This is a genomic window from Nakamurella flava (genome assembly GCF_005298075.1).
In the GTDB taxonomy this organism is placed as follows: Bacteria; Actinomycetota; Actinomycetes; order Mycobacteriales; family Nakamurellaceae; genus Nakamurella; species Nakamurella flava.
The window spans coordinates 256,300-279,791 of sequence record NZ_SZZH01000003.1 but is presented as its reverse complement, the minus strand read 5'-3'; the positions used below and the strand labels follow the sequence as shown (position 1 = coordinate 279,791).

At 72.4% G+C, this 23,492-nt stretch carries 24 protein-coding genes and 2 tRNA genes; 6 read left to right on the top strand and 20 right to left on the bottom strand.

The window, feature by feature from the left end:
- Window positions 1–31: 31 nt before the first annotated feature.
- Genes FDO65_RS13040 through FDO65_RS13030 form a run of 3 tightly spaced genes read right to left on the bottom strand, consistent with a single transcriptional unit; the run spans window position 32 to window position 4,311 of the window.
- Window positions 32–580 carry a type 1 glutamine amidotransferase domain-containing protein gene (locus FDO65_RS13040; RefSeq protein WP_137450141.1) on the bottom strand — a complete coding sequence of 183 codons (549 nt, stop codon included), beginning with the start codon at window positions 578–580 and terminating at the stop codon, window positions 32–34.
- A gap of 42 nt (window positions 581–622) precedes the next feature.
- The gene (locus tag FDO65_RS13035; protein WP_137450140.1) at window positions 623–2,806 is read right to left on the bottom strand and encodes a YhgE/Pip domain-containing protein; all 2,184 of its coding nucleotides are present in this window, start codon (window positions 2,804–2,806) and stop codon (window positions 623–625) included.
- Window positions 2,803–4,311 carry an ATP-binding cassette domain-containing protein gene (locus FDO65_RS13030; protein ID WP_137450139.1) on the bottom strand — a complete coding sequence of 503 codons (1,509 nt, stop codon included), beginning with the start codon at window positions 4,309–4,311 and terminating at the stop codon, window positions 2,803–2,805. Before FDO65_RS13030 ends, FDO65_RS13035 begins: the two co-directional genes overlap by 4 nt.
- 228 nt (window positions 4,312–4,539) lie before the next feature.
- Here FDO65_RS13030 and FDO65_RS13025 point away from each other — a divergent pair.
- Window positions 4,540–4,612 (top strand) — tRNA-Lys (locus FDO65_RS13025).
- 139 nt (window positions 4,613–4,751) lie between these two features.
- On the opposite strand, the gene FDO65_RS22205 is transcribed toward FDO65_RS13025, so the two are convergent.
- From FDO65_RS22205 to FDO65_RS13010, 5 genes are all read right to left on the bottom strand, one after another.
- Window positions 4,752–5,237, bottom strand: coding sequence for a hypothetical protein (locus FDO65_RS22205; protein WP_166442179.1), 486 nt, complete (start codon window positions 5,235–5,237; stop codon window positions 4,752–4,754).
- A complete protein-coding gene (locus FDO65_RS23095) occupies window positions 5,234–5,359 on the bottom strand; it encodes a hypothetical protein (protein WP_276606859.1) in 126 nt (41 codons plus the stop codon). The genes FDO65_RS22205 and FDO65_RS23095 overlap by 4 nt, the downstream gene beginning before the upstream one ends.
- Before the next feature lie 48 nt (window positions 5,360–5,407).
- Window positions 5,408–5,563 carry a hypothetical protein gene (locus FDO65_RS22540; protein WP_205850018.1) on the bottom strand — a complete coding sequence of 52 codons (156 nt, stop codon included), beginning with the start codon at window positions 5,561–5,563 and terminating at the stop codon, window positions 5,408–5,410.
- Between the two features lie 144 nt (window positions 5,564–5,707).
- Window positions 5,708–6,640, bottom strand: a complete 933-nt coding sequence (locus FDO65_RS13015; protein ID WP_137450138.1) for an SDR family oxidoreductase — start codon at window positions 6,638–6,640, stop codon at window positions 5,708–5,710.
- 101 nt (window positions 6,641–6,741) lie between these two features.
- On the bottom strand, window positions 6,742–7,650 hold the full coding sequence (locus FDO65_RS13010) for an NmrA family NAD(P)-binding protein (RefSeq protein WP_137450137.1): 909 nt from the start codon (window positions 7,648–7,650) through the stop codon (window positions 6,742–6,744).
- A gap of 43 nt (window positions 7,651–7,693) precedes the next feature.
- Here FDO65_RS13010 and FDO65_RS13005 point away from each other — a divergent pair, with 43 nt between their 5' ends.
- Entirely contained in the window at window positions 7,694–8,161 is a 468-nt protein-coding gene (locus FDO65_RS13005; protein ID WP_137450136.1) for a MarR family winged helix-turn-helix transcriptional regulator, read from the top strand.
- Between the two features lie 15 nt (window positions 8,162–8,176).
- On the opposite strand, the gene FDO65_RS13000 is transcribed toward FDO65_RS13005, so the two are convergent.
- Window positions 8,177–9,475 carry a hypothetical protein gene (locus FDO65_RS13000; RefSeq protein WP_137450135.1) on the bottom strand — a complete coding sequence of 433 codons (1,299 nt, stop codon included), beginning with the start codon at window positions 9,473–9,475 and terminating at the stop codon, window positions 8,177–8,179.
- Entirely contained in the window at window positions 9,472–10,044 is a 573-nt protein-coding gene (locus FDO65_RS12995) for a TIGR03086 family metal-binding protein (RefSeq protein ID WP_137450134.1), read from the bottom strand. Before FDO65_RS12995 ends, FDO65_RS13000 begins: the two co-directional genes overlap by 4 nt.
- A gap of 70 nt (window positions 10,045–10,114) precedes the next feature.
- On the opposite strand from FDO65_RS12995, the gene FDO65_RS23090 reads away from it, so the two are divergent.
- The 3 genes from FDO65_RS23090 (at window position 10,115) to FDO65_RS22200 (ending at window position 11,410) form a co-directional block, all read left to right on the top strand.
- On the top strand, window positions 10,115–10,888 hold the full coding sequence (locus FDO65_RS23090; RefSeq protein ID WP_137450133.1) for an ElyC/SanA/YdcF family protein: 774 nt from the start codon (window positions 10,115–10,117) through the stop codon (window positions 10,886–10,888).
- Between the two features lie 136 nt (window positions 10,889–11,024).
- Window positions 11,025–11,237: a hypothetical protein gene (locus tag FDO65_RS12985; RefSeq protein ID WP_137450132.1), complete on the top strand. Its 213-nt coding sequence runs from the start codon at window positions 11,025–11,027 to the stop codon at window positions 11,235–11,237.
- Window positions 11,234–11,410, top strand: coding sequence for a hypothetical protein (locus FDO65_RS22200; protein WP_166442178.1), 177 nt, complete (start codon window positions 11,234–11,236; stop codon window positions 11,408–11,410). Before FDO65_RS12985 ends, FDO65_RS22200 begins: the two co-directional genes overlap by 4 nt.
- A 20-nt stretch (window positions 11,411–11,430) precedes the next feature.
- Here FDO65_RS22200 and FDO65_RS12980 read toward each other — a convergent pair whose 3' ends face one another.
- The 3 genes from FDO65_RS12980 to FDO65_RS12970 all read right to left on the bottom strand — a co-directional run bounded on the left by FDO65_RS12980 (window position 11,431) and on the right by FDO65_RS12970 (window position 13,970).
- On the bottom strand, window positions 11,431–11,877 hold the full coding sequence (locus tag FDO65_RS12980; protein WP_137450131.1) for a hypothetical protein: 447 nt from the start codon (window positions 11,875–11,877) through the stop codon (window positions 11,431–11,433).
- Between the two features lie 69 nt (window positions 11,878–11,946).
- Window positions 11,947–13,086 (bottom strand): bifunctional diaminohydroxyphosphoribosylaminopyrimidine deaminase/5-amino-6-(5-phosphoribosylamino)uracil reductase RibD, encoded by a 1,140-nt coding sequence (gene ribD, locus FDO65_RS12975; RefSeq protein WP_137450641.1) that lies wholly within the window; start codon window positions 13,084–13,086, stop codon window positions 11,947–11,949.
- 95 nt (window positions 13,087–13,181) lie between these two features.
- Window positions 13,182–13,970: a dioxygenase family protein gene (locus FDO65_RS12970; RefSeq protein WP_166442177.1), complete on the bottom strand. Its 789-nt coding sequence runs from the start codon at window positions 13,968–13,970 to the stop codon at window positions 13,182–13,184.
- A gap of 83 nt (window positions 13,971–14,053) precedes the next feature.
- Between FDO65_RS12970 and FDO65_RS12965 the strand changes: the two genes are divergently transcribed.
- Window positions 14,054–14,581, top strand: a complete 528-nt coding sequence (locus FDO65_RS12965) for a MarR family winged helix-turn-helix transcriptional regulator (protein WP_137450130.1) — start codon at window positions 14,054–14,056, stop codon at window positions 14,579–14,581.
- Window positions 14,582–14,642: 61 nt separating this feature from the next.
- Here FDO65_RS12965 and FDO65_RS12960 read toward each other — a convergent pair.
- The 7 genes from FDO65_RS12960 to FDO65_RS12930 all read right to left on the bottom strand — a co-directional run bounded on the left by FDO65_RS12960 (window position 14,643) and on the right by FDO65_RS12930 (window position 23,418).
- Window positions 14,643–14,718, bottom strand: a tRNA-Thr gene (locus tag FDO65_RS12960).
- A 56-nt stretch (window positions 14,719–14,774) separates the two neighbouring features.
- The gene (locus tag FDO65_RS12955; protein ID WP_240757591.1) at window positions 14,775–16,070 is read right to left on the bottom strand and encodes a L,D-transpeptidase; all 1,296 of its coding nucleotides are present in this window, start codon (window positions 16,068–16,070) and stop codon (window positions 14,775–14,777) included.
- Between the two features lie 314 nt (window positions 16,071–16,384).
- Window positions 16,385–17,851 (bottom strand): M20/M25/M40 family metallo-hydrolase, encoded by a 1,467-nt coding sequence (locus tag FDO65_RS12950; protein ID WP_240757590.1) that lies wholly within the window; start codon window positions 17,849–17,851, stop codon window positions 16,385–16,387.
- A 356-nt stretch (window positions 17,852–18,207) separates the two neighbouring features.
- Window positions 18,208–19,023 carry a PSP1 domain-containing protein gene (locus FDO65_RS12945; RefSeq protein ID WP_137450128.1) on the bottom strand — a complete coding sequence of 272 codons (816 nt, stop codon included), beginning with the start codon at window positions 19,021–19,023 and terminating at the stop codon, window positions 18,208–18,210.
- Window positions 19,024–19,073: 50 nt separating this feature from the next.
- On the bottom strand, window positions 19,074–20,306 hold the full coding sequence (locus FDO65_RS12940; RefSeq protein ID WP_137450127.1) for a DNA polymerase III subunit delta': 1,233 nt from the start codon (window positions 20,304–20,306) through the stop codon (window positions 19,074–19,076).
- Window positions 20,303–21,169: a class I SAM-dependent methyltransferase gene (locus tag FDO65_RS12935; protein ID WP_137450126.1), complete on the bottom strand. Its 867-nt coding sequence runs from the start codon at window positions 21,167–21,169 to the stop codon at window positions 20,303–20,305. Before FDO65_RS12935 ends, FDO65_RS12940 begins: the two co-directional genes overlap by 4 nt.
- 116 nt (window positions 21,170–21,285) lie before the next feature.
- Entirely contained in the window at window positions 21,286–23,418 is a 2,133-nt protein-coding gene (locus tag FDO65_RS12930) for an MFS transporter (RefSeq protein WP_137450125.1), read from the bottom strand.
- Window positions 23,419–23,492: the final 74 nt, after the last annotated feature.

Sequence of the window (23,492 nt, the reverse complement as noted above, 5' to 3'; positions counted from 1 at the left end):
CCGGCGCCCCGCGGCGCCGGACCGGTGCAGGTCAGGCCTGCGCGACGGCCTTGACCACGGCCTCGCAGAACGCCGGGATGTCGTCCGGGTTGCGGCTGGTGATGAGGTTGCCGTCGATGCTGACCTCCTCGTCGACCACGGTCGCCCCGGCGTTGCGCAGGTCGGTGCGGATGCTCGGGAACGACGTCACCGTCCGCCCCTGCAGTACACCGGCCTCGACGAGGGTCCACGGTCCGTGGCAGATCGCCGCGACGGGGCGACCGGACTGGACGAAATCGCGGACGAAGGCGACCGCGTCGGAGTCGATCCGCAGCTTGTCCGGGTTGACCGTGCCACCCGGCAGCACCAGGGCGTCGTACTCGCTAGGCTTCGCGTCGGCGACCAAACGGTCCACCGAGAACGAGCCGGCGTCATTGAGATCGCTTTCCTTGGCTTCGATCTCACCCTCCTTCACCGACAGCAGCTCGACGGTCGCCCCGGCCTGCTGCAGCGCCTTGCGCGGTTCCTCCAGCTCGACCCGCTCCACACCGTCAGCGGCGAGGATCGCCACCTTCTTACCGTTCAGATCGTTGTTCGCCATGTCCGCACGGTTCCCGGTGGCCGGGGGGCCGAACCCCGGCCGTCAGGTCTGCAGCACCGGGTGCAGGTCCCGCACGGAGAACCGCCGGCGCCGGCTGACGGCGAACACGGTCAGGCCGAGCGCGAGCACCGCGGTCCCGGTCAGCACCGCGACGTCCCGCCACAGGTGGTCGGTGGGGCCGCCCGTGAAGACGATGCGGAAGCCGTCGATGAGATAGCTCATCGGCAGGTACGGGTGGATCACCCGCAGCGGCAGCGGCAGCGTCTCGACCGGGTACAGGCCGCCGGATCCGGTCAACTGCACCATCAGCAGGACCAGCGTGATGGCCGACCCGACCACCCCGAGGGCCGTCCGCAGCAGGTGCGCGATGGCCGTGAAGGCGATGGCGGCCAGGGCGACCAGCCCGAAGGCCCCGCCGACGTTGACCGGATTCAGACCGAGCGCGAACCAGGAGACCAGCAGCAGGATCCACGATCCGAGCAGGCACAGCCCCACGATGGGCAACCAGCCGGCGAACGCGATCCGCAGCGACGAGGCCCGACCGGCCAGCGCCCGCAACGAGATCGGCCGCATCACCAGGAACACGGAGATGCCGAAGACCCAGATGGCGATCGCGAAGAAGAACGGCGCGAGACCCCGGCCGTAGACGCCGGCCGGGTTGTCCACGGTCTCCTGCAGTTCGACCGGAGCGGACAGCACCTGGGCGGCGTCCTGCTGCTGGTCGGGGCTGAGCGCGGGGATGCGGGCGGCGCCGGCGCTGAGCTGCTGCTGCAGCTGGGTCGCCCCGGACTGCAGCTGGGTCAGGCCGTCCGTCAGCGACGTGGTGCCCGTCTGCAGCTGGCCGATCCCGTCGGACAGCGACTGGGCGCCGGTCTGCAGGCTGCCGATACCGGAGTCCAGCTGGGTGGCCCCGGAGCTCAGCGACTGCAGGCCGGTGTCCAGGGACGCCGCGCCGCTGGCGGCCTGGTCGATGCCGCCGGACAGCTGGGAGGCACCGCTGGCCACCTGCTGGGCGCCACTGGCCAGGTCGGTGATCTGCTGGGCGGCCTGGCTGAACGCGCCGCCGGAGGCCTGGGAGTTGACGTCGGCGGCGACCTGGTTGACGGTGGCCGCCGCCGTGTTGATCTGGCCGGCGGCGGCGGCCAACCCGGCTCCGGTGCCGTCGATCGCGATCAGGGTGCTGGTCAGGGACTCGACCGCCGGGTCGTTCGGGTACTGGTTGCGCAGCTGGTTCAGCGCGGTGTTCGCGGTGGTGAGCTGGCTGTTGAGCGAGTTCGCCCCGGTGGACACCAGGGACGTGACCTGGGCGGCGCCGGCGGCCACGTTCTGGCCGGCGGTGGCGATCTGCGGTCCGAGGGCCGCGGCGTCGTTGAGGATGGGGACGACGGCCGAGGCGAGCGTGTTGTTCCCGTCGGCCACCCGCTGGGATCCGCTGACCAGGTCGTTCGCGCCGGTCTGCAACGAGCTGAGCCCGCTGGACAGACTGCTCGCCCCGGACTGCGCCTGCTGGGCGCCGGAGACCAGGTTGGTCGAACCCGTCTTGGCGTCGGTCAACCCGGTGACCAACTGGTCGGCGCCGCCCTTCGCGCTGGTCAGGCCGGTGGCGAGCTGGTTGCTGCCGTCCAGCGCGCTCTGCGCGCCGGATCCGAGTTGACCGGCCGCGCTCGCCGCCTGGTCGAGGTTCCCGCGGATCTGGTCCAGGTTGGCGAAGACGGCGTCGAAGTACGCGCCGATGGCGGCCCGGTCGACGGCGGCCTCCAGCTTGTCCTGCACGGAGGCGCTGAGGAGCCCGACGACGTAACCGTTCGCGTCGTCCCGGCGGACCTGCATGATCGCCCGCCGCGGATCGGTCCCCGAACCGCTGGCCAGGTTGGCCGAGAAGTCCGGCGGAACGAGGATCACCAGGTAGTAGTGGCCCTCGGCGAGACCCTTACGGGCGGTGGCCTCGTCGGTGAACTTCCAGTCGAAGATCTTTTCGTTCTGGAGCTGCGCGACGAACCGGTCACCGGCGTCCACGACGGCGTCGTTCGGACCGGTCACCGCCTGGTCCTGGTTGACCACGGCCACCGGGATCTGGTCGAGCTTGCCGTAGGGGTCCCAGTTGGACCACAGGTACAACGCCCCGTAGAGCAGTGGGATCAGGGTGACGAAGACCAGCGCGAGCTTGGGGACCGTGCCGCGGAACCGGCGCAGCTCGAAACCGGCCAAGCGGAACGTCTTGATCATCGGTGGTCCCCCTGGGCGGGTCCGTCGCCGGTGGACGGCGGGTCGGCAGGCGGGCGAACCGCCGGGTCGTCGGTCTTCGGCTCGGCGGGTGACCGGGGCTCGGTCCACCACGCCGACGCGGCGTCGTCGTCGCGGGCGACCCGGGGCCCGTAGATGGTCGGGTCGATGGGGAAGACGTCGGTCGGCGGGTCCGCCGGGTGTTCGGCGTGGTGCCCGTAGGACGGGACGGCGGCCGGGTCGACCGGCGTCGCCGCCGGTGCGGCCGCTTCTCCGACCGCCTCGGGTGCGGCGTGCCGGCCGCCGCGACGGCCGAACGGCCAGCGACGTCGCCGCTCGGGGGCGGCGACGGTCCCGCTCGGCGGGGGCGGCGGACCGGCGGCCTCCGGGGTGACCGGAGCGGCATCAGGGGGTGTCACGGCCGTCTTGTCCAGGGACACCACCTGGGTGGGGGCGTCCGGCAGCGGTTCGGCGGTCGCGTCCGGGGCGACCTCCACGACCACTGCGTCGGCGACCACGACGACCGGTTCCGGCTCGGCCCGGTCCGGCATGACGATCACCGTGTGGGCGTCGGCGACCGGGTACGGGTCGGTGGTCGTGACGACGATCGCCGGACCGGTGGCGGCCAGCGCCATGAGGGCGTGGAGGAGGTCGAACTCGTCCTGGCCGCTGACCCCGCCGTCCAGGTCGTCCAGGACGAGGACGGCGCTGACCCGGACGGCCGCGAGCGCGACGGCGAGCTTCGTGCCGTCCACCCCGCCGATGTCCCGAACCAGCGTCGAGGGGGCGACATCCAGCTCGAGGGTCTGGCAGACCTCGACGAAGCGCTGACGGCCCTCGGCCAGCGGGACGTCCTCCAGCAGGCACCGTTCGTCGACCGACTCGGCCACCGTCAGACTCGGTTCCGGGCCGATCCGGTGCGAGATCCGGGCGACCCCGGTCAGCGACCGCAGATGGTCCAGGCCCTCCGTGGCGTCGTGTCCGGCCACGGTCAGGACGCCGGCCGAGTGGGCCATCCGACCGGTCAGGGACAGCAGCAGGCACGAGCGACCGGTGCCGGACGGCCCGACGATCGCCGCGACCGTGCCGGGCTGCACGACCAGGTCGATCGCCCGGAAGATCACGCCGTCCCCGGTGACCAGGCTGAGATCCTTGGCGACCAGCGCGGGCGTGGGTTCCGGTGGCGGGGCGGTCGGGTCCCCGGCCGACTCCGGGGTCGGGGCGAGGGTGCCGGGACCGGCGGGCGGCAGGGTGAACGCACCGGAGCCCGTGGCCGGGGCCGTCGTCACACCCGCTGGACCGGTGGTCGGCGGGCCCGCGACCGCAACCGCGGGCGCGCCCGGCCCGGTCAGCGGCGGCAGCGTCGTCGGACCGGTCGGCTCCCCGGTGACCGGATCGACAGGGACCGCCGACTCGGCGTCCGCCCCACCCACGGCCCCCCAGGCCCGATAGGTCGACTCCGACTCCGACGGCCGTCCGGCCCGGTCGCCCTGCGGCGTGTCTGTCACAGCCCGTACCCCCTTCACTACCGTGTCGAGCATCCCAGCCCCCACCGGGGGTGCACGGGCAGGGTGAGGGGGGTGTCGGTCACGGCGCCCCACCCCGAGCCTGGACGGTGCCAGCCCGAACGGGTCGGACCAGCATGACCGTCCTGGGTGTCACCCGACCAGGTGACGGGTCCCCGCCGGGGGCACGACGCGGACGGGACACGCTCGCTGCCGTACCCTGACCGACCGGGGCCTCTAGCTCAACTGGCAGAGCAGCGGACTTTTAATCCGCGGGTTCAGGGTTCGATCCCCTGGGGGCCCACTTCTTACGGCAGTGTCGTCCGGGGCCAGCCAGGACGCTCGTGGCGTGACGGCCGGAGCGAAGCCCGACGATTGGCGGCAGATACACCGATGCCCCATCGGTCCGCCCGACGGGGCACCGCTCAACGATGAGAACTGGACTACCCGACGAGAGACCAGGTTCCTTCGCACCGCTTCAAGTCGACGCTGAAAGCATCGGCCGGGATGGAAGCGACCGTCGAGAAGCCGTTGTCGATGGTGTCGCCACTGGCGTCACTGGCCCGCCAGAATGTGTCGTCGTCACCCTTACTGCACTGCCAGTTGCCGGGTGTGATCTGTTGGCGTGCGAGATAGTTGCCGTCGGCCTTGGGGCCGCTCGGGTCCGCGCTTGCCATCGGAGCCGCTGCGGTTGCAGTTGTCGTGGCTGTCGCTGTGGCGGTCGCCGTCGAAGTGGCGACGGCTGTCACCGTGGCGGTCACAGTGGTGGTCTGACGGACGATGGGAAGGGCGCTGGCCACCGTCCGTGTCTCGGTGACGGTCGCAGAACCGGCGGTCGTTGCCCCGCCACAACCAGCCAGAGCAACGCCGACCGCGAGGGCCACGCCGATCGCCGTGGGCCTGACCTGCTTCCAGTCCGTCCGGGTCACACTCCACCTCCTCCAGCTGGCGGTGGCGCCTGGAGGTAGATGACGGCGGGTTCCTTCTTACGGGTCACCAGCCAGATCACGCCGAGGATGACGTCGACGGCAACCCAGAGGAACAGGATCAAGCCGGCGCCGATCGTCGCACCGATTCCCTGGGCGGCCTCGCAGGTCTTCTAATCGAGTCCGTTGCAGGAGGTGCCCGATTTCGACGCGGCCGTGGCGATGCCGCCGATCAGCCAGACGGCGAACAGCACGTTGATGGCGACGATGATCCAGGTGAAGACCCGGACCTTCTTCTTCCGTGGTGGTGGCGGGTAGGGCGTGGTCATGTCGAGGTCCCCCAGACGTTCGGAGCATTTCGACATGGGACGTACGAATCGCCCATCCATTACGCAGTTTGTCGATGCATGAACAAGCCCAGTGCCCACCCACTCAGCATCCGAGGCCCCAAGGGTCCGCGGGCTGCGTCGCGCTCATTCCGGGTTTGGCACGTACCCGTCGAGCAACTCGATCGAGGTGTCCCAGAGCCGCCGGGCATCGGCCCGGTTGCGCATGGGCTTCCAGGGGTCGATCCGTACGGCCGGTCCGCCCAGCAGCCGCTTCGGGCCGTAGAACTCCCCGCCGCGGGCGTCGGGGTCGGTGACGGCCAGCACGGCGGGTTCGGCGGCGCTCGGCACGGAACCGACGATGCCCACCCGGGCGGCCAGTCCGATGGCCCGCTTGCCGAGCATGTCCCGCTGCCGCCCCATCGCGGGCTGCGCGCCGAACAGGTTGGTGGGTGAGACGCCGGGGTGGGCGACGGTGCTGATCAGGCCCCAGCCGTGCTCGTCGCTGCGGCGCTGCAGCTCGAACCCGAACAGCGCGCAGGCCAGTTTGGACTGCTGGTAGTAGGTCATGGCCGAGTAGCCGCGCTCGCCGTTCAGGTCGTCCCAGGCGATGGCGGCCTGCCGGGCGGCGATGCTGGTCTGCTGGACGACCCGCGCTTCCCCGTCCCGCAGCAGCGGCAGTACCCCGAGGGTGAGCGCGACGTGAGCGAGGTGGTTGGTCCCGAACTGCAGCTCGAACCCGTCGTCGGTCTCCGTCCGCTGCGGCGGGGTCATCACACCGGCGTTGTTGACGAGGATGTCGATCGGGCGGCCGTCGGCGGTGAGCTGGTCGACGAGCGCGGTCACCGATTCGAGGGAGGCCAGGTCGAGCCGGGCCACGCGCACCGTCACCCCGGGGGCGTCACGACGGATGCCCGCCGCCGCCGTCTCGCCCTTCTCCTGGTTGCGGACGGGCAGCACCACGTCCGCGCCGGCCCCGGCCAACCGGCCCGCGATCACCCGGCCGAGACCGTCGCTGGCGCCGGTGACGACGGCCAGCCGGCCGGTCAGGTCGGGAAGGGGACGGGTGCTGGACGACATGGGTGCTGTCCTTCGGTCGGCGGTGCTCGGGCGAAGCGGCTGACCCCAGTCTGCCGATCGCCCCGGCAGTACCCGTTCGACGGCCGGACACCGACGGTCGCTCAGCGGTAGATGTCCAGGTGGTCCCGCAGGTAGTCCTCGACCGTCCGGCTCGGTCGGCCCAGCAGCCGCGGCACCTCGTACGTGGTGTCGATGTCGTGACCGGGGCGCACCACACCGGCGAACTGGATTCGCAGCCCCTTCGTCGTGAACGGCGACAGCTTGCCGGCGACCCGGAGCATCGCGGCGAAGACGTAGCCGGGCAGTTGGACGAAGCGCACCCGCCGACCCAGGACGCGACCGAACACGGCGGCGATCTCGGCCATCGTCAGGGCCTGCGGGCCGGTGAGGAAGTACGTGGCCCGGTCGTGGCCGTCCTCGGTGAGCACCCGCGCGGCGACGGCGGCGACATCGCGGGCGTCGATCCAGGACTCGGCGCCGTTCTTCGTCGTCTGCGGCAGGATCCCCCGCCGGATCGCCGGGGCGGACCCGGCGAAGTTCTGCAGGAAGGCGCTGGCCCGCAGCACCGTCCAGTTCAGCTCGGTGGTGGCGAGATACGTGTCGGCTTGGGCGTGGGCCTTCGCCCAGGGCACGTCGGTACTGACGTTGGAGTCGCCGGCCGAGATGCGCACGAGCCGTTGCACTCCCCCGGTGACAGCCGCATCGATCGCGCGCCTCTCCTGGTCCAGCTGGCCCGGGAAGGGCGCGGTGAGCAGGAACAGCCGATCGCAGCCGGTCAGGGCGCGCCGCAGGCTGTCGGCATCGTCGAGGTCACCGAGCACCGCCTCCACTCCCGACCCGGCCAGCCGTTGCTGCTGGTCGCGGCGGCGGACGAGGGCGCGGACGGGGACGCCCTGAGCGGTGAGCAGCCGGATCAGCTCGGACCCGATGGTGCCGGTGGCCCCGGTGACCAGCACCGGCCCACCCGCGGCGGTCGGGACGTCGGTCTCGCAACGGGAGGAATCGACCATGGCCCCACAGTATCAGGATTCTGATTTGTGGTGAGGTGGGTCGATGAGCGACAACGCGGCGCTGCCGGCCGACCGGGCCGACCTGGACGGGCTGCTGACGTGGGCGGTCATCCGCGCCGCCCGCGGCTTCGAGACGATGCTCACCGACGTCCTCACCCCGTACGGGCTGACCCCCATCCAGTTCGGCGCGCTGGCCCAGCTCTCCGTCGAGCCCTTCCTCACCCAGGCCCAGCTGGCCCACCGCATCCTCATGCGACCGCAGAGCGCCAACCACCTGCTGAACGTGCTGATCGAACGCGGTCTCGTCCAGCGCACCGGGGAACGGGGCTCGGGCCGCCCGAACCCCGTCCAGTTGACCCCGACCGGCCGCGCCCTGCTGGCCCGGGCCTGGCCCCGGGTCGTCGCCGCCAACGAGGCCGACGCCCTGGGCATCAGCGACCCGCAGCACGAGCAGCTGCACCGCATCGTCCAGGGGATCCTGCAGCTGCAGGCCGCCGACCCCCAGCGCTGACCGGCCCTGACCTGATCAGTCGGCGGCGGTCTCCGCCGCGAGGTCGAGCACCGTGGCCACGATGGCCGCCTCGGCGCGCCCCGGCTGCAGGGAACTGGCCAGCACCTCGAAGGTGTGGAAGCCGGCGGCGGTGTTGCTGGCGACGTATCCCGACGGCGCCCAGCCGTTGGTGAGGGTGGACAGCAGGGTGTAGCGGGCCGGGGACTCCCGCCGCAGCCGCTGCCCGATCTCGGTGAAGACCTCGGCGTCGACCCAGCCGAGCACCACGTCGCCCAACCGCAGCACTCCGATCCGCAGCGGCACCGGATCGGCGTCGACGTACTCACCGGGCCGCCCGGCGCGGCCGCGGTCGGTCCGCCGTCGACCGGGCAGCTCGACGACCCGCTGCGCCCCGGTCACCCGCACCGCGGTCCGGGGCCGGTCGCACCGCTCGGCGACGACGGTCAGCACGTCCTCGGCCAGCACCACCCCGAGCGCCTGCGCGACCCGCCGCTGCTCGTCGAGCAGTCGGGCGACCACCGGGTCGTCCCGGTCGAGACCGACGCCGCCGGGCGGCATGTCGTTGCTGATGTCGATGCCCCGGGCCGCATGCTCGGCCACCCGTCGCGCCCGCAGCTCGACCGTCTGCCGGTAGACGATCGGGTTCTGGTCCCCGGCGCAGCCGCTGCTGAACATCGCGACCACCTCCGGACCGAGCGCGGCCTCCACGTGCGCGGACGCGAACCCAGGAATGTCCGGGCCGATGAGATCGCGCAGCCCGGTGACCACCCCGTGCACGGCGTACTGGAACCAGACGGCGATCGGTCGTTCGTCCAGCGCCCGGAAAACCAGCACGGCCAGGGTCTTGTCGGACGGGCCCTGGTCGTCGCGGCCCTCCCGCCACTGGCCGACGGCCGTGTCGAAGAGGGTGCGGTTGACGTTGATGTGGCAGTCGCCCAGGCCGACCGACAGGGTGGCCGGCTGCACCGCGGCGGCGGCCCGGCCGACCGCGTCCACGATCGACCCGACCAGGCGGGGGCCGAGGCTGCTGGGCACGCTGTGGGTGTGGGTCGCCGAGAGCACCAACCGGTCGGCCGCGATGCCGTGCTCGGTCGCGATCCGGTCGGCGACCTCGGCCCAGACCTCGCTGCCCAGACCGACGATGTCGACCGCGACGAGGGCGGCCCGGGCGGAACCGTCGTCGACGACGATGGCGCGGGCCGCGATCGGATCGTCGATCCCCACGAACGGGGCCGGCAGCTCAGTGTCGGCCGGGGTGACGTCGACGACGGCCGCGCCGACCCGCAGCCCCCCGGGCCGAGCGGCGGGGGTCATCGGGGGTCCCGGCCGATGAACGCGACCAGGCGGGTCTGCGGATCGGCGTCGTCCGGCACCGGCACCTTCGGCCCGTACTGGCCGCTCGCCCGGAGCATCTCGTCCATCGGCTCCATCCCGGCCAGCAGGTCGGCGCAGCGCTGCGCGTCCAGGGTCTCGTCCTGGCCGGTGGCCCGAGCCAGGTCCCAGGTGTGCAGGAAGACATCGGTGGTGAAGAACTGATCGACGGCCCGGGGCACCGGGACCTCCCCGAGGTGCGGGTTGCGGAGCAGTCGTCCGGCGGAGTCCGGGTCGTCCAGGACGGCCTGCACCCCGTCGCTCATCACCTGCCAGGCGGCCACCGGGTCGTCCGCGACGGACGGTCCGGCCGGCAGCTCGATGCCCGATCCGCCGGCCAGGAATCCGGGGAACCAGCCGACCAGGTGACCAACGACGTCCCGGGCCGTCCAGCCGGCGACGGGCGCCGGCTGGTCCCAGGTCGCGGCGTCCGGGACCCCGCGGACCAGCTCGGTGAACCGCGCCGCGGTCCGTCGGTACTGCTTCGCCTCCGCGGTCGTCGCGTCCGTCATCCTCGGTCCTTCCGTGTGCCAGCCCCCGCCGGACGCCATTCTCGCGCCGCCGACCGGACACAATCACCGCATGCCGGAGCCCACGTCGACCGATCTGGCCGACGCCGGCCGGCTGTGGGACTTCCTGCGGCTGGACGACCTGCCCGACGGGCCGACGACGGATCCGGCTCCGCAGTACACCCTCGCCCTGGTCCTGGGCAGCCACGACCTCGCCCCCGCCGGGCGCGCGGCCCAGCTGTTCGGGCGGGGCCGGGTGGCCGCGCTCGTCTGCACCGGGGCCACCTCGCGGACGACGGCGGCGACGTTCCCGCAGGGTGAGGCGGCCGCGTTCGCGGCCGAGGCCGTCCGCCTCGGGGTGCCACCGGGCCGGGTGTTCCGGGAGGACGGGGCCCGGTCGACCGTCGAGAACGTCGTTCGCAGCCGTCGGCTCGTGCGGCAGCTCGGTCTCCCGGCGGCGGGGCTGATCCTGGTCGGCAAGCCCTACCAGCTGCGCTACGCCCGCGCCGTCACCGCTCGACTGTGGCCGGGACCGGTGGTCCGCTCGACCGCGGAACGGGTCGCGTTCCGCGAGTACGCCGAGCGCCTGGGCCCGGCACGGGTGGTCGGGATGCTGGTCGGCGACCTGCAGCGGGTCGCCGTCGTCTCCCGGACCGGGTTGGCCGCGGCGCAGCCGGTCCCCACGGACGTCGGGCGGGCGTGGGGGCGACTCGTCGCGGCCGGGCACACCGACCGGCTGATCCCGGGTGTGCCGCCGGCGCTGCCCGGAGCCCGCCTTTCGCCGGTGTCGCCTGGCGTCCCGGACGACCGGGGCGGGTGCGTCGTTCCGTCCCGGGACGGGAAGTAACCAGGCGACAACAGCGGGGTCCCCAACAGAGCGGACCGCGCACGGACGCACGGAGGGCCACCATGAGGGGCACGCCACGCAGCACCCGGAGCCGGGCGAGCAGCCCGCCCCGGGCCGACCGCCGGGGTGACCGGGCATGAGCGCGCGCGACGACCGGCTGGGCGCCGCGAGCGGGCGCTCGGGCAAGAAACTGCTGATCATCGTGGCCGTGACGTTCGTCGTGCTGGCCGCCATCGTGTTCGCCGTGGTGCTGCTGGTCTCCGGCGACCGCAGCGATCCGTCCGTCCGGACGAACGGCCTGATCACGGCATGGACGTCGACCCCGGGACTACTGGAGGTACTGCGATGAGCACACCGCGATCAGATGATCCGGGCTACACCGAGCAGGGCGAGGCGGCCGAGCAGTCGGCGTTCCGCGGTGAGGGCGAGTACAGCGGCGGCGGATTCGCCGGCGGACCCGAGGAGCTCACCGGCGCCGACGGCGACGCGACCGCGGAGGACGCGGGCCCGACCGACCACTGAGGTCGGCCGGGCCTGGGCGATCAGTCGGTGGCCGGGGCCTTCTTCTTCGACCGGGTGGTGACGGCGTCGATGATGAGGCTGGCTCCGGCGCCGGCCATCCAGACGTCCTTGGCGATGGCGATACCGTCCTGGGTGGGCCGGACGCCGCCCGGTTCGTGCAGGGCAGGGGTCCGCAGGTACAGACCGACCAGGCCACCGGCGAACGCGGTCAACGCCACCCCGGCGATCCCGGCCGGGACGATGGGGGCGAGCAGGACGGCGCCGGTGGCGATCTCGGCGACCGACAGGGTCCGCAGGAACGTCGCCGGCTGCATCTTCTGCAGGGCCGGATAGGCGCCGGCGGCCATCCCGTGGATGCCCTTGGCCTGTTCCTCGCCACCGGCCCACTTGCCCAGGCCACTGTTGAGGATGAATGCACCGGTGGTCAGGCGCAGCGGCGCCCGGCGGAGCTTGGCGGCCAGAGTCATGGACTTCTCCTCGTTCCGAGGTGATCGCGGCCGTCGGCGGGCGGATCGGCCGGGCGGTCACCGGGTGGGTCAGATCATCGAATCGGATACCCCGGGCCCGGGCGGGCCAACCGGGTCCCCCAGGCTGGTCGTCTCGAACCGGTACCGCAAGCGGACGTCCGGGCCGAACCGGGCCACGTCGATCAGCTCGCCGCGGTGGGCCTGGGTCAGGGTGCCGACCCGTCCGCCCTGCAGCACCGACGGCCCCGCACCCAGGGCGATGGGGGCCACGTAGAGCCACATCTCGTCGACCAGTCCGGCGTCCAGTGCGGCGGCGGCCAGGGTGGGTCCACCCTCCAGCAGCACGTGCCGGCGGTCGCGGCGGCCCAGCTCGGTGAGCAGGCCGACCAGATCGACCCGGCCGTCCGCGCCGGCGCCCACCTCCTGCGCCGTCGCGATCCAGGTCGCCGCCCCGGCGGCGGACTCGCCGGTGTCCCGGACCCGCGCCGCGGCCGGCGTCCGCCCCGTGGAGTCGACCACCACCCGCAACGGCTGGCGTACCGACGGCCGGCCGGCGTCGTCGCGGACGGTCAGCAGCGGATCGTCGGCCAGCACCGTCCCCACCCCGGCCATGATCGTGTCGACCGCGGCCCGCAGCACGTGCACGTCGGCCCGGGACGGCGGTGACGTGATCCACCGGCTGGTGCCGTCGGCGGCGGCGACCCGGCCGTCCAGGGTGATCCCGGCCTTGAGTGTCACCCACGGCCGTCCCCGACGGACCGCCGCCAGCCAGACGCGGTTGACCTCCTCGGCGGCGCTCACCACGGACACGGCCGCGGGATCACCGCCGGCGGCCAGCTCCGGGAGGTCGAGCACAGTGACCCCGGCGGCCCGCAGCGCCGCGATGCCGCCGCCGGCCGTGGGCCACGGGTCGCGGACGGCGACCAGCACCCGGGTGACCCCGGCGTCGAGCAGGGCCTGCCGGCAGGGCCCCGTCCGGCCGGTGTGGTTGCAGGGCTCCAGGGTCACGACCGCGGTGGCGCCGCGGGCCGCCTCCCCGGCGGCGGCCAGGGCCACGACCTCGGCGTGCGGGCCGCCGGCCCGCTGGTGCCAGCCCTCCCCCACGGTCCGGCCGTCGGGATCGAGCAGCACGCAGCCGACCACCGGATTGGGCAGCACGGTGCCCGCGCCCCGGTCGGCGAGCTCGACGGCCCGGTGCAGGGCGGCCAGCTCGGCGGGGCTGACGGCCGGGTCGGTCCGGTGGATCGCATCAAGGGGCGGAAAGGGGCCGGTCACCGACCCATCATCACCCGTGAACGCGCTGGTCAGTGCAGCTGGAAGGAGCGCTTGGCCATGCCGTACCAGAACCCGTCGACCGTGCTGTGGGCACCGGCCCAGTCGTCGGCGGTCGCGCCGAGCGAGACGAACAGCGGCGCGAAGTGCTCGGTCCGCGGGTGGGCGATCCGCGCGGCCGGGGCGCGGTTCTCGAAGTCGAGGACGGCGTCGACGTCACCGGACTCGACGGCCTCGGTGGCCCAGGCGTCGAACTCGCGCCCCCATCCCGGGCCGTGGCCGGAGGTGTCGCCGAAATCGGCCAGCGACAGGTTGTGGGTGGTGAAACCGGAGCCGACGATCAGCACGCCCTGATCCCGCAGCGGGGCGAGCCGCTGTCCGAGGGTGAACAGCTCGCGGGGGTCCAGGCTGGGCATCGACATCTGCAGCACCGGGACGTCGGCCGCCGGGAACATCTCCTTGAGCGGGACGTAGGCGCCGTGGTCGAGCCCGCGGTGCGGGTCGGAGTGCACGTCGTGGCCGGGGCGGGCGAGCAGGCCGCGGACGTCGGCGGCGAGTTCGGGCGCGCCGGGAGCGGGGTACGTGACCTCGTAGTACCGCTGCGGGAAACCCCAGAAGTCGTAGGTGAGCGGGACGGTCTCGGTCGCGCCGACCGTGGTCGGCGCCGACTCCCAGTGGGCGGAGACCACCAGCACCGCGGACGGCCGGGGCAGGTCGTCGCTCCAGGCGGCGAGCTCGGCCGTCCACGTCGCGTCGTCGGCCAACGGCGGGGCGCCGTGGGACAGGTACAGGACGGGCATGCGTTCGGCGGTGGTGGCCATGGCCGCACGCTACCGCCGTATAGTTGAGAGTTCAATAACTAGTGGGGTGAACCACCGTGACGACGAACGGGAATACTGGACACATGGCTGACGACCCGTGGCTGACCAGCGAACAGCAGCAGGTCTGGCGCTCGTTCCTGCGGATGTCGCGGCGGCTGAACGAGACCATCGAACGCGACATGCAGCACCACGGGCACATGCCGTTCGCCTACTACCTGATCCTGGCCATGCTCTCCGAGGCTCCCCAGCAGTCGCTCCGCATGAACGAGCTGGCCGGCGTCGTGGGGTCCTCCCAGTCCCGGCTGTCCCACGCCGTCGCCCGGCTCGAGGGCAACGGCTGGGTCCGCCGCACCGCCGCCGCCGGCGACCGGCGAGGGCAGATCGCCTCGCTCACCGAGGCCGGCCAGGCGACCCTGGTCCAACTGGCCCCGCTGCATGCCCGCACCGTCAAGTCGATGATGTTCGACCCGCTCAGCGACGCCCAGCTGGAGAACTTCAGCGACATCTGCGACACCGTTCTCGGCGGCAGCCCCGCCGACCCGGCCGAGGACGCCTGCGACCTGTCCGCCCCGGCCCACGACCCGTCGGCCGCGCGGGACGTCGAGGTCTGACCGACCCGCTCCACAACGCAGAACGCCGGCCCACCCTGGGGTGGACCGGCGTTCTGCGTGCTGGAGCCGCTGTGGGGAATCGAACCCCAGACCTTCTCATTACGAGTGAGATGCTCTGCCGACTGAGCTACAGCGGCGGCCTGATCAGTGTAGTCGGGACCGGACCGCGGCCCAAACCGTCACCGGGCCGGGCTCAGCCCATGGTCAGCCACTGGTCCCACGGGACGGCCCAGTCGTAGATGTCGCCGTCGGCGGACGAGAGCTGCACGCTGGTGCCGGTGACCTCCACCGGGTCGCCGTACATCGCGGTCTTGAAGTAGGCCTCGGCGTCCTCGGCGGACAGGTTGATGCACCCGTGACTGACGTTGGTGACGCCCTGCGCGTCGACGGTGTCCTGGTTCTGGTGGATGAACTCGCCGTTGTCGCTGATGCGGACGGCCCAGTGCTCGGTGACGTTGGTGTAGCCGTACTGCGGGTTACTCATCTTCGTCGTCTCCTGCATGTCGGAGACGACGTGGACGCCCGAGCGCGTGACCCGGTTGGGGTCGTTGATGATGTCGCCGTTGCCGTAGGAGGCGTTGTACGTGGCGACGGTCTGGCCGTCCTGCTGGACGACGATGTTGTGGGCGGTGGCGTCGGCCTTGACGACCTGGTTGCGGCCGATGGTGAAGTCGCTCGTCGCGCCGTCGCCGCCGAAGTAGTTGTCACCGAACGGCAGGCCGTAGATGTCGGACTCGACGTGCACCTTCGTGTTGGCCGGCCAGTACTCCCTCGGCCGCCAGTCCAGCGACGGGAACTGGTCGCCGTCGTGCCTGATCCACGCCCAGGCCCCCTCGACCTGCGGGTCGGTGGTGATCGTGACGTGCTTCATGATCTCGGCCTTCTCGGCGTCGGTCGTCGGCTTGTAGCCCAGATGCACGATGACGGGCGCGGCGACCCCGACCACGGCCCCGTCGCCCGGGGAGATCGACGTGGTGATCTGGTCGGTCGGGGTGACCGTCGTCCAGGTGCCGGAGATCTTCGTGGTGGCGCCGCCGGTACCGACCGCGGTCCCGGTGACGGTGTAGCTCTTGCCGTAGCCGAGGTCCTCGCCGACCGTCCAGGTGGTCCCGTCGGTCGACAGCGCGCCCTTCACCTGCACCCCGGCGGGGTTGGTGACGGTCACGTCCTTCAGGGTGCCGGAGCTGGTCGTCACCGACATCGGGGCCACCGGGGAGAGCCCCTTGCTGCCGAACGCGGGCGAGGCGGTCACGGTCGGTCCGGCCGGGGCGCTGCTCGACGCGGTGGTCGGGTCGCCGGCCGACGAGGGAGCAACAGCGCTGCTGGACAGCCCGCCGTTGTTCCCGGCCAGCGACGCCTCGGCGCCGGACAGGTTGTTGATGGAACCGGACGTGCAGGCCGTGAGGGCGACGAGAGCGCCCGCGGCCACCAGACCGACGAACCCGGAGCGCCGACGGCGCGCCGCCACCCCGCTGCGCAGCTGAACCACGATGAATGTCCTCCCGAAGAGCGGGCCGCTCGTGGATCGAGCGCGAACCCGGCGGGACCGCGTCATCGGCCACCGACCACCAGACGCCTGGCGGGCGGACTCGTTGGTCCCGGCGCCGGACTGCTGTGTCCGAGTGTGGGCCCGTGCGGACCTGGCGCTGCTCCATGATGGCGGAGATCGTTCGCCGTGCGAACCCTCTAACGGGTCAACCTGGTGTGATCCACAGCCTCGTCCGGTTCGCTTCGCACGTCACCCGCACGAAGAACGGGCCGGCGGATCACCCGATCCGCCGGCCCGTCCCCCACTCGACGGAGCTACTTGACCAGGTGGTTCCCGCGATACGCGAACTGCGACATGTCGAGCTGCTGCCGGGCCTGCATCCGGCTGCCGTCCGGGAAGAACCCGGTCTTGGTCAACGCCAACGTCATGGTGGCGCGGGCGGCGGCGTCGCCCAGCTCGTTGAGCGCCTGCGTGCTCAGGTTGGTGATGTCGTCACACGCCTGGTGGTAGCAGGCGTCGTACGCCTCGCCGGCGGTGCCGCCGAAGATCGTGGCCTCCTCCTCCGTCTTGACGCCCTCGGCCCCGGAGAACAGACCACCGGCCGGGATACCCGCCGCGATGAACGGCCCGTAGTCCGAGCGGCCGTCGAAATCGGTCGGCGCAGTGGCCAGGCCCTTGCCGGCGAACCAGTTGGCGAAGATCTCCTCGATCTGCGCGGAACCGGCCGGGCCGGACGGTCCGCCGGACGAGCCGTCACCGTCGTAGACGAAGCGCACGTAGTTCGGCGAGCCGAGCATGTCGAAGTTGAGGTTCGCGTAGATCTGCGCCAACTGGTCGTTGTTCAGCGAGTTGACGTAGTACTCCGAGCCCAGCAGCCCGCTCTCCTCCGCCCCCCAGAACGCGAACCGCAGTTTCTGACGCGGAGTGATCTTCAACTTGGACATCTGGACGGCGATCTCCAGGATCGTCGCCGTGCCGCTGCCGTTGTCGTTGATGCCGGGGCCCTCGGACACCGAGTCCAGGTGGGCACCGACGACGACCGTCTTCCCGGCGTCGCCCATCGTCGAGTCGGCGATGAGGTTCCAGGTGGTCTTGCGCTCGGTGACGACGTTCGCGGTGACGTTGACGGTCACCGCGCCGGCCCGGGCGGCCGCGACCAGGGCGGAGCCGTCGGCGTAGGACAGTGCGGCGGCCGGGATGGCGGCCGGCGCCCCGAGGGTGCCCTGGAAGACGTCGGTGCGACCGTCCTGGCCCTCGTTGAAGATCAGCGCCGCGTCGTAGCCCGCGGCCGCGGCGTTGGCGACCTTGGTGCCGAAGTCGCAGAAGCCGCGCTGGATGAGGGCCACCTGCGGCTGCGTGGTGCTGGCGGGGGTGAAGTCGGATGCGCTGCAGCCGGACGTGGTCGACCCGGGATTGCCCGGCGGGATGGCGATCGTCTTCGCCGGTACGACGGTGCCGGTGACGTTGCCGGCGCCCGAGTACTCCAGGACCGCGGTCTCGTACTCACCCGGCGTCGGGCTGACCTGGGTGACCGAGGTGCCGTTGTCGGTGAACGAGCTGAAGGTGAACGGCTGCGTCACCGTGCTGTACCCGGCCGCCTGCAGGGTCGAGCGCACGTACCGCAACGACTGCCGATAGCCCTCGGTGCCCGAGGCCCGGGTGCCGCCGTTCTGGTTCGCGATGCGCTGCAGCACCCGCTCGTGGCTGAGGATGCCGTTGACGGTCACCGCCTTCTCCAGGCGGGTGGTGTTCACCGTGTCGACCGCTGCTGCCGTACTCACCGGGACCACCATCGTCCCGGCCACCAACGCCGTGATCACCGCACCGGCGAGGGTTCTCCGTCGTCCGCCCAAGGCACGCCTCCAGGTCTGCTCCCCGACGGGGTCCGCACCGGGTGACGGCGCTGTGGAGACCGACCGCGGGAGGTGCCGTCCGACAGTGATCGAACGGTCACCGAAAGCACGTACCTGACGGGCTTACCTCACTCCCCCGGGGGCCGCCAGTCGATGTCAGTTGCGCAGCGCGAAGTTCATCCGGTCAGACCTGTGGGATGCACGTGAAATTCCTGCCCGTGCGGTGCGTGTCCGCCACTCTTCAGGGCATCGGTCGTCGCAACGCATTCACGTGGTTGTCGGGTTCAGCGACTGTCGTAGGCCTTGCGAGCCGAACACACCGAGGCCTTCGTACACACCTGACGGGACCCGTCCGCGGCCAGCTTGATGACCACGGAGTCCGTCGGTACCGAATGGCCGATCACCCGACCCGGACCCAACGGCGACTCGACGTCCTCCCCCACCGCTGGGGCCGTGGCCTTGAACTCCTGGTACAGCGGGTGCTCGTACTTCAGACAGCACATCAACCGGCCGCAGGCCCCGGAGATGCGCATCGGATTGGCCGGCAGGTCCTGATCACGGGCCGTCTGAAGGGTGATCGGCTCGTAGTCCCGCAGGAACGTCGAGCAGCAGGTGTCCCGCCCACACGACCCGATCGTGCCGGTGACGCGGATGGCGTCGCGAGCGGTGAGCTGACGCAACTCGATGCGGCTGTCCAGGGTGGCCGACAGGTCGCGCAGCAGCGACCGGAAGTCGACGGTGTCCGGTGAGGTGTAGTAGATGACGACGCGGCCGGTCGCCTCCTGGGGATCGACGGCCAGCACCTTCATCGGCAGCCCGTGCTCGCGGATCAACCGCCGGCTGGCCACGAGCGCCCGCGCCTTGGCCTTGCGCAACCGGGCCGCGGCCACCAGATCGGCCTCGTCGGCCATTCCGAGCAGCGTCGGGAACCCGTCGGTGTCCTCGGCGGAGTACTCGGCCGCCCAGACGACCTGGGCCACCACCGGGCCGTGGTCGGTCGGCAACAGCACCCGGTCTCCGACCTCCGGCGCCAGACCCCCCGGGTCCGCGTAGTGCAGCTGCCCGTTGGGGGCGAAGGTCACCGCGCACAGCATGCCCATAGGCAGCGACGCTACCCCGGTTCGCCGGGTATCCGCCGGTGAGCGCCCGGTCAGCCCCGGGCCACCGCCACCGACTGCCGACCGCCCACCGGGCCCGAGAACAGGGCCATCATCATCGCCTCGACCGCGATCTGCGGTTTGACGTTCATCTCGATGGCCTCCCGGCAGGCCAGCACCGCGTCCAGCCGGTGCAGCGCCCCGACCGACCCGACCCGGGCCGCGGCCACCCGGATCTCGGTGTCGACGTCCGGGTTCAGCAGGGCCTCCGTGCTGCCCAGGCTGACCGCGAGGACGTCCCGGAAGAAGCCCGACAGGTCGACCAGCGCCCGGTCCAGCACGTCCCGTTCGGTCCGGGTCGAGCGGGACTTCTGCCGCCGCTCCAGCTCCTTGACCACCCCGGCCGTCCCGCGGGCCGCGCCGACCGCCCCCTTACCGGTCCCGCCGGCGCCCAGCGCGGTCTTCAGTTCCTCCAGCTCCGCGCCGTCCCGCCGCTGCGAGACCGCGGTGGCCTCGGCCTTCGCGGCGGACAGCAGATCGGCGGCCTCGGCGAAGACGTCCCCGATGCTCCGCACGGCGGCGGGGATGGCGAGCACCCGGCGGCGCTGCTCGCGCGCCGTCTCGTCGGTCGCCAACCGACGGGCCCGCCCGACGTGCCCGGCCGACACCGACGCCGCCCACTGCGCGGTGGGCGCGTCGATGAAGTCCCGACGCACGAGCACCTCGGCGATCGACTCCGCCGACGGCTGCCGCAACGACAGCACCCGGCAGCGCGACCGGATGGTCACCGACACGTCGTCGGGGTGGGTGGACGGCGCGCACAGCAGGAACACCGTCTGCGGGGACGGCTCCTCGACCGCCTTGAGCAGCGCGTTGGACGCCCCCTCGGTCAGCCGGTCGGCGTCCTCGATGAGCACGATCTGCCAGCGGCCCGTCGCCGGCCGCCGGGCCGCGAGCTGGACCACCGCCCGCATTTCCTTCACCGAGATCGTCAGGCCCTCAGGGGTGACGGCGCGGACGTCGGCGTGGGTGCCGGCCAGGACGGCGTGACAGTGCGAGCACACGCCGCAACCGCGGTCCGGGCACTGCAGGGCGGCCGCGAACGCCCGAGCCGCCACCGAACGGCCCGACCCGGGCGGGCCGGTGAACAGCCACGCGTGGGTCATCGCCGCGGTCGGCACCGCCGTGTCGCCGCCCGCCGCCGCGACCGCGTCGGTCAGTTCGGCGATGGCCTCCGGCTGCCCCACGACGTCCCGGAAGACCGGGGCACCGTGCTGGCCGCTCATCGAGCCTCCCCGCCCGGGGCGGGGTCGTCCGGCAACGGCCGGGCCAGCGCGACCAGCGAGTCGAGCCGGCCCGCGTTGCCGGGGGCGACCGGACTGGTGACGACCCGCGTGATCACCAGCCCCGCCCGGGCCGCCAGCACCCGCAGCGTGTCCGGGGTGAAGTGCCAGATGTGCTGCTCGGGCTTGAGGGTCCACCATCGGGAGCGCAGCGCGCGGGCCGGCAGGCTGGCGAAGGACGGCACGGACAGCGCCGCGAGGGCGTCGGGCCCCGACATCCGCTGGCGCACCTGCGTCAGGAACGCCAGCGGGTCGGGCACGTGCTCAAGCGTGTCCCAGAAGCAGACGACGTCCGCCGGCTCGGGGTTCGGGTCGTCGGCCAGCTGACCGGCGAAGACGTCCAGGCCCAGGCGATCCCGGGCGTGGGCCACGCCCGTCCGGGACAGCTCGATCCCCCGGGCCTGGTAACCGGCGTCGCGGGCGGCGGCCAGGAAGTGGCCGTAGCCGCTGCCGATCTCCAGCAACCGTGCCGGCGGCGGGACCTGCGCGGCCAGCAACGCCAGCCGCCCGGCCGTCCAGGTCCGCTGCAGCAGCATCGCCGGAGACCACCGCGACGTGCCGTAGACGGTGTCGTCGAAATACGCCGGCTCGTCGTACAGCCGCTGCAGCGCCTCGGCCGTCAACCGGGGCGAGACGAACACCAGCGCGCACCGGGGGCACCGGACGACCGCGAACGGCGCCTGTTCGTACAGCGGGGCGCCGGGTTCCCCGCACAGGCAGCAGACCACCGGCTCGACATCCGCGGCCGACCACCCGGCCGCGGCGCCGTGACCGGCACCGGTCGGACCATCGGGTGTCGCGCTCATCGGTTGCCCTCGTCTCGTCACGGCACGCGGGCATCCACCCGGTGCGGCCGGTCGGACCGGCGCGGCCACCGTACCGGGCGGAACCGACAATCAGGTTTCGACGACCCCGGGTGGCGTCAGAGGCCCGACGTCACCGGCCCGGCCCCGGCGGCCGTCGCGGACGGGTCGAGCAGCGCGCCGGGGCGCAGCAGACCGCGCTGCCGCAGTACCGACTCCAGGCGCAGCCGCACCTCCTGGGTGAGCTGCTCACCGTCGCCGGACGGGGCCGTGACCAGCAGATACCGCTCCGGGGCGTAGGACGCGCGGTCCCGGTAGGCCTGCTCCGCGTCGACCAGGTCGTGGTGGCCGGCGTCGGGGGACGAAGCCGCGGGCACCCGCTCGGGCTCATCCGGGGCGTCGGCCGCTGCGCGGGCTCGGGGGTCGGCCGGCTCCACGACCAGGGACAGGTCGGCCCGCAGGCCCGCGACGGCCCACTGGGCGATCCGGCCCAGTTCCTGCTCGTCGACGCCGAGGGTGCGGTACCGGACGACGGCGGCATCGATGAAGCCCTCGCAGACGACCACCGAACTCTCGTCGAGCGCCGGGACGATCCGGTCGGCGGTCAGATCGGCCAGGTCGGCCATCGCCCGCAAGGCGTCCGCGGGATGGTCCTCGAGATACCCGGCCGGGCCCGGGGGCGCCGGCGGGGTCGTGGAGGACACCCGGACGGCGTCGACGCCGTCCGCGCGCAACGCGGCGGTGACGGCCATGGCGTACCGGTGCACGACGTCCGGGTCCGGACCCTCCACCGCCAGCAGGACCCCGGGGTGCTGGTCGGGGTTCTCCCACAGCTTGGTCCCCCGCCGGAACAGCTTGCGCCGGACCTGCGCGGTCAACCCGCCGATCTGCTGACCGGCGATGGCGCTGACCCCCACGGCCAGCAGCCCGCCGACCGCCAGCACGATGCCCGGGCCGGTCACCACGAACCGGAAGTCGCCGACGCTGATGAGGTGCGATCCGACCGCCCCGGCCAGCACCGGGCCGACGGCGATGCTGCCGAGCAGGGTGATGCGCACCGAGGACATCACGAAGGCGAAGACCCGCCCGCGGAGCTGGTCGGAGACCTCCTGGCCGATCATCGTGAAGCCGGTGATCCAGGCGATGCCGCCGAACAGCCCCATGACGGTGGCCGTGATGACCGCCCCCAGGAAGTCCTGCAGGACGCTCATCACGATCAGCGCGGCGCCCGCGCCGCCGATCGCCGGGGTGAAGATCATTCGCCGGGGCACGGTGGGCAGCACCTTCGGGCCGACCAGCATGCCCAGGGCCACGCCCGTGAACACCGAGCCGAACAGGATCGCGTACCCGGAGTTGCCGGCGCCGAGGGTCGCGACGTACGCCTGCGCCACACCGACGATGAGCCCGCCGGCGCCGAACGCGCCGAGGATGCCGATGTAGACCGAGCGCATCAGCCGGCTGTGACGGACGAAACGGATGCCCTCGGCGATCAGGGACAGGATGTTGTCCGACGTGTTCCGCTCGCCCACGAAGGCCGGGATCATCCGCCGCGAGGTGAAGACGACGCCGGCCGAGATCCAGTAGCTGACCGCGTTCAGGCCCAGGGCGATGTCGATGGCCAGCGTGTTGGTGCCACCGCTGATCAGGGCACTGCCGGTGTCCTCGATCGTCGGGGTGCCGAAGAACGAGGCCAGCGTCGACAGCAGCACGAAGATCACCGAGGCGACGGGGATCATCCCGTAGATCGAGACCGAGTTCAGCTGGTTGGCCACGGCCAGCCGTTCGCGCGGCACGATGTTGACCCACAGCGTCTGCTTGGCCGGGGTGGAGAACAGGCCGATCGCCTCGGCGATGAACTGGGCGGCCAGCAGCCACCACAGCGACGGGAAGATGACGATCGAGGCGTAGAGCAGGCCGGCCAGGGTGTCGCAGGCGACGGCCACCTTGCGGCGGTCGACCTTGTCGACCAGGGCGCCGGCCACCGCTCCGAGCAGCAGGTCGGGGAGCAGCCGGACCAGCAGGACGCCCGAGACCGCCGCGCCCTGAGCGAGGTTCGACGTGTCGCGCGTCAGGTAGGCGGCCAGCGCGGTGGTGGCCAGCAGGGCCAGCCAGTCGCCCAGGCTGGAGAGGGCGATCGCCGCCCACATGCGCCGGAAGATCGGGATGCGCAGCAGCACGGCCAGCGAGTTGTCGCCCGGGGCCCGCCCCCGCCGACCGCGACGACCGGATTCGTCTCCCACGGGACTGATCACCGGCTGGGTGTCGCCGGCTCCGACGCCGTCGGGCGACGGCGACTCCGGACGCCCGGGGTCGCCGGGATCGGATC

What these genes read in the sequence shown, in the direction of transcription:
- FDO65_RS13040 (WP_137450141.1), bottom strand. Translation starts at nt 580, where the DNA reads ATGGCGAACAACGATCTGAACGGTAAGAAGGTGGCGATCCTCGCCGCT.
- FDO65_RS13035 (WP_137450140.1), bottom strand. Translation starts at nt 2,806, where the DNA reads ATGATCAAGACGTTCCGCTTGGCCGGTTTCGAGCTGCGCCGGTTCCGC.
- FDO65_RS22540 (WP_205850018.1), bottom strand. Translation starts at nt 5,563, where the DNA reads ATGACCACGCCCTACCCGCCACCACCACGGAAGAAGAAGGTCCGGGTC.
- FDO65_RS13015 (WP_137450138.1), bottom strand. Translation starts at nt 6,640, where the DNA reads ATGTCGTCCAGCACCCGTCCCCTTCCCGACCTGACCGGCCGGCTGGCC.
- FDO65_RS13010 (WP_137450137.1), bottom strand. Translation starts at nt 7,650, where the DNA reads ATGGTCGATTCCTCCCGTTGCGAGACCGACGTCCCGACCGCCGCGGGT.
- FDO65_RS13005 (WP_137450136.1), top strand. Translation starts at nt 7,694, where the DNA reads ATGAGCGACAACGCGGCGCTGCCGGCCGACCGGGCCGACCTGGACGGG.
- FDO65_RS13000 (WP_137450135.1), bottom strand. Translation starts at nt 9,475, where the DNA reads ATGACCCCCGCCGCTCGGCCCGGGGGGCTGCGGGTCGGCGCGGCCGTC.
- FDO65_RS12995 (WP_137450134.1), bottom strand. Translation starts at nt 10,044, where the DNA reads ATGACGGACGCGACGACCGCGGAGGCGAAGCAGTACCGACGGACCGCG.
- FDO65_RS23090 (WP_137450133.1), top strand. Translation starts at nt 10,115, where the DNA reads ATGCCGGAGCCCACGTCGACCGATCTGGCCGACGCCGGCCGGCTGTGG.
- FDO65_RS12985 (WP_137450132.1), top strand. Translation starts at nt 11,025, where the DNA reads ATGAGCGCGCGCGACGACCGGCTGGGCGCCGCGAGCGGGCGCTCGGGC.
- FDO65_RS22200 (WP_166442178.1), top strand. Translation starts at nt 11,234, where the DNA reads ATGAGCACACCGCGATCAGATGATCCGGGCTACACCGAGCAGGGCGAG.
- FDO65_RS12980 (WP_137450131.1), bottom strand. Translation starts at nt 11,877, where the DNA reads ATGACTCTGGCCGCCAAGCTCCGCCGGGCGCCGCTGCGCCTGACCACC.
- FDO65_RS12970 (WP_166442177.1), bottom strand. Translation starts at nt 13,970, where the DNA reads ATGGCCACCACCGCCGAACGCATGCCCGTCCTGTACCTGTCCCACGGC.
- FDO65_RS12965 (WP_137450130.1), top strand. Translation starts at nt 14,054, where the DNA reads ATGGCTGACGACCCGTGGCTGACCAGCGAACAGCAGCAGGTCTGGCGC.
- FDO65_RS12945 (WP_137450128.1), bottom strand. Translation starts at nt 19,023, where the DNA reads ATGGGCATGCTGTGCGCGGTGACCTTCGCCCCCAACGGGCAGCTGCAC.
- FDO65_RS12940 (WP_137450127.1), bottom strand. Translation starts at nt 20,306, where the DNA reads ATGAGCGGCCAGCACGGTGCCCCGGTCTTCCGGGACGTCGTGGGGCAG.
- FDO65_RS12935 (WP_137450126.1), bottom strand. Translation starts at nt 21,169, where the DNA reads ATGAGCGCGACACCCGATGGTCCGACCGGTGCCGGTCACGGCGCCGCG.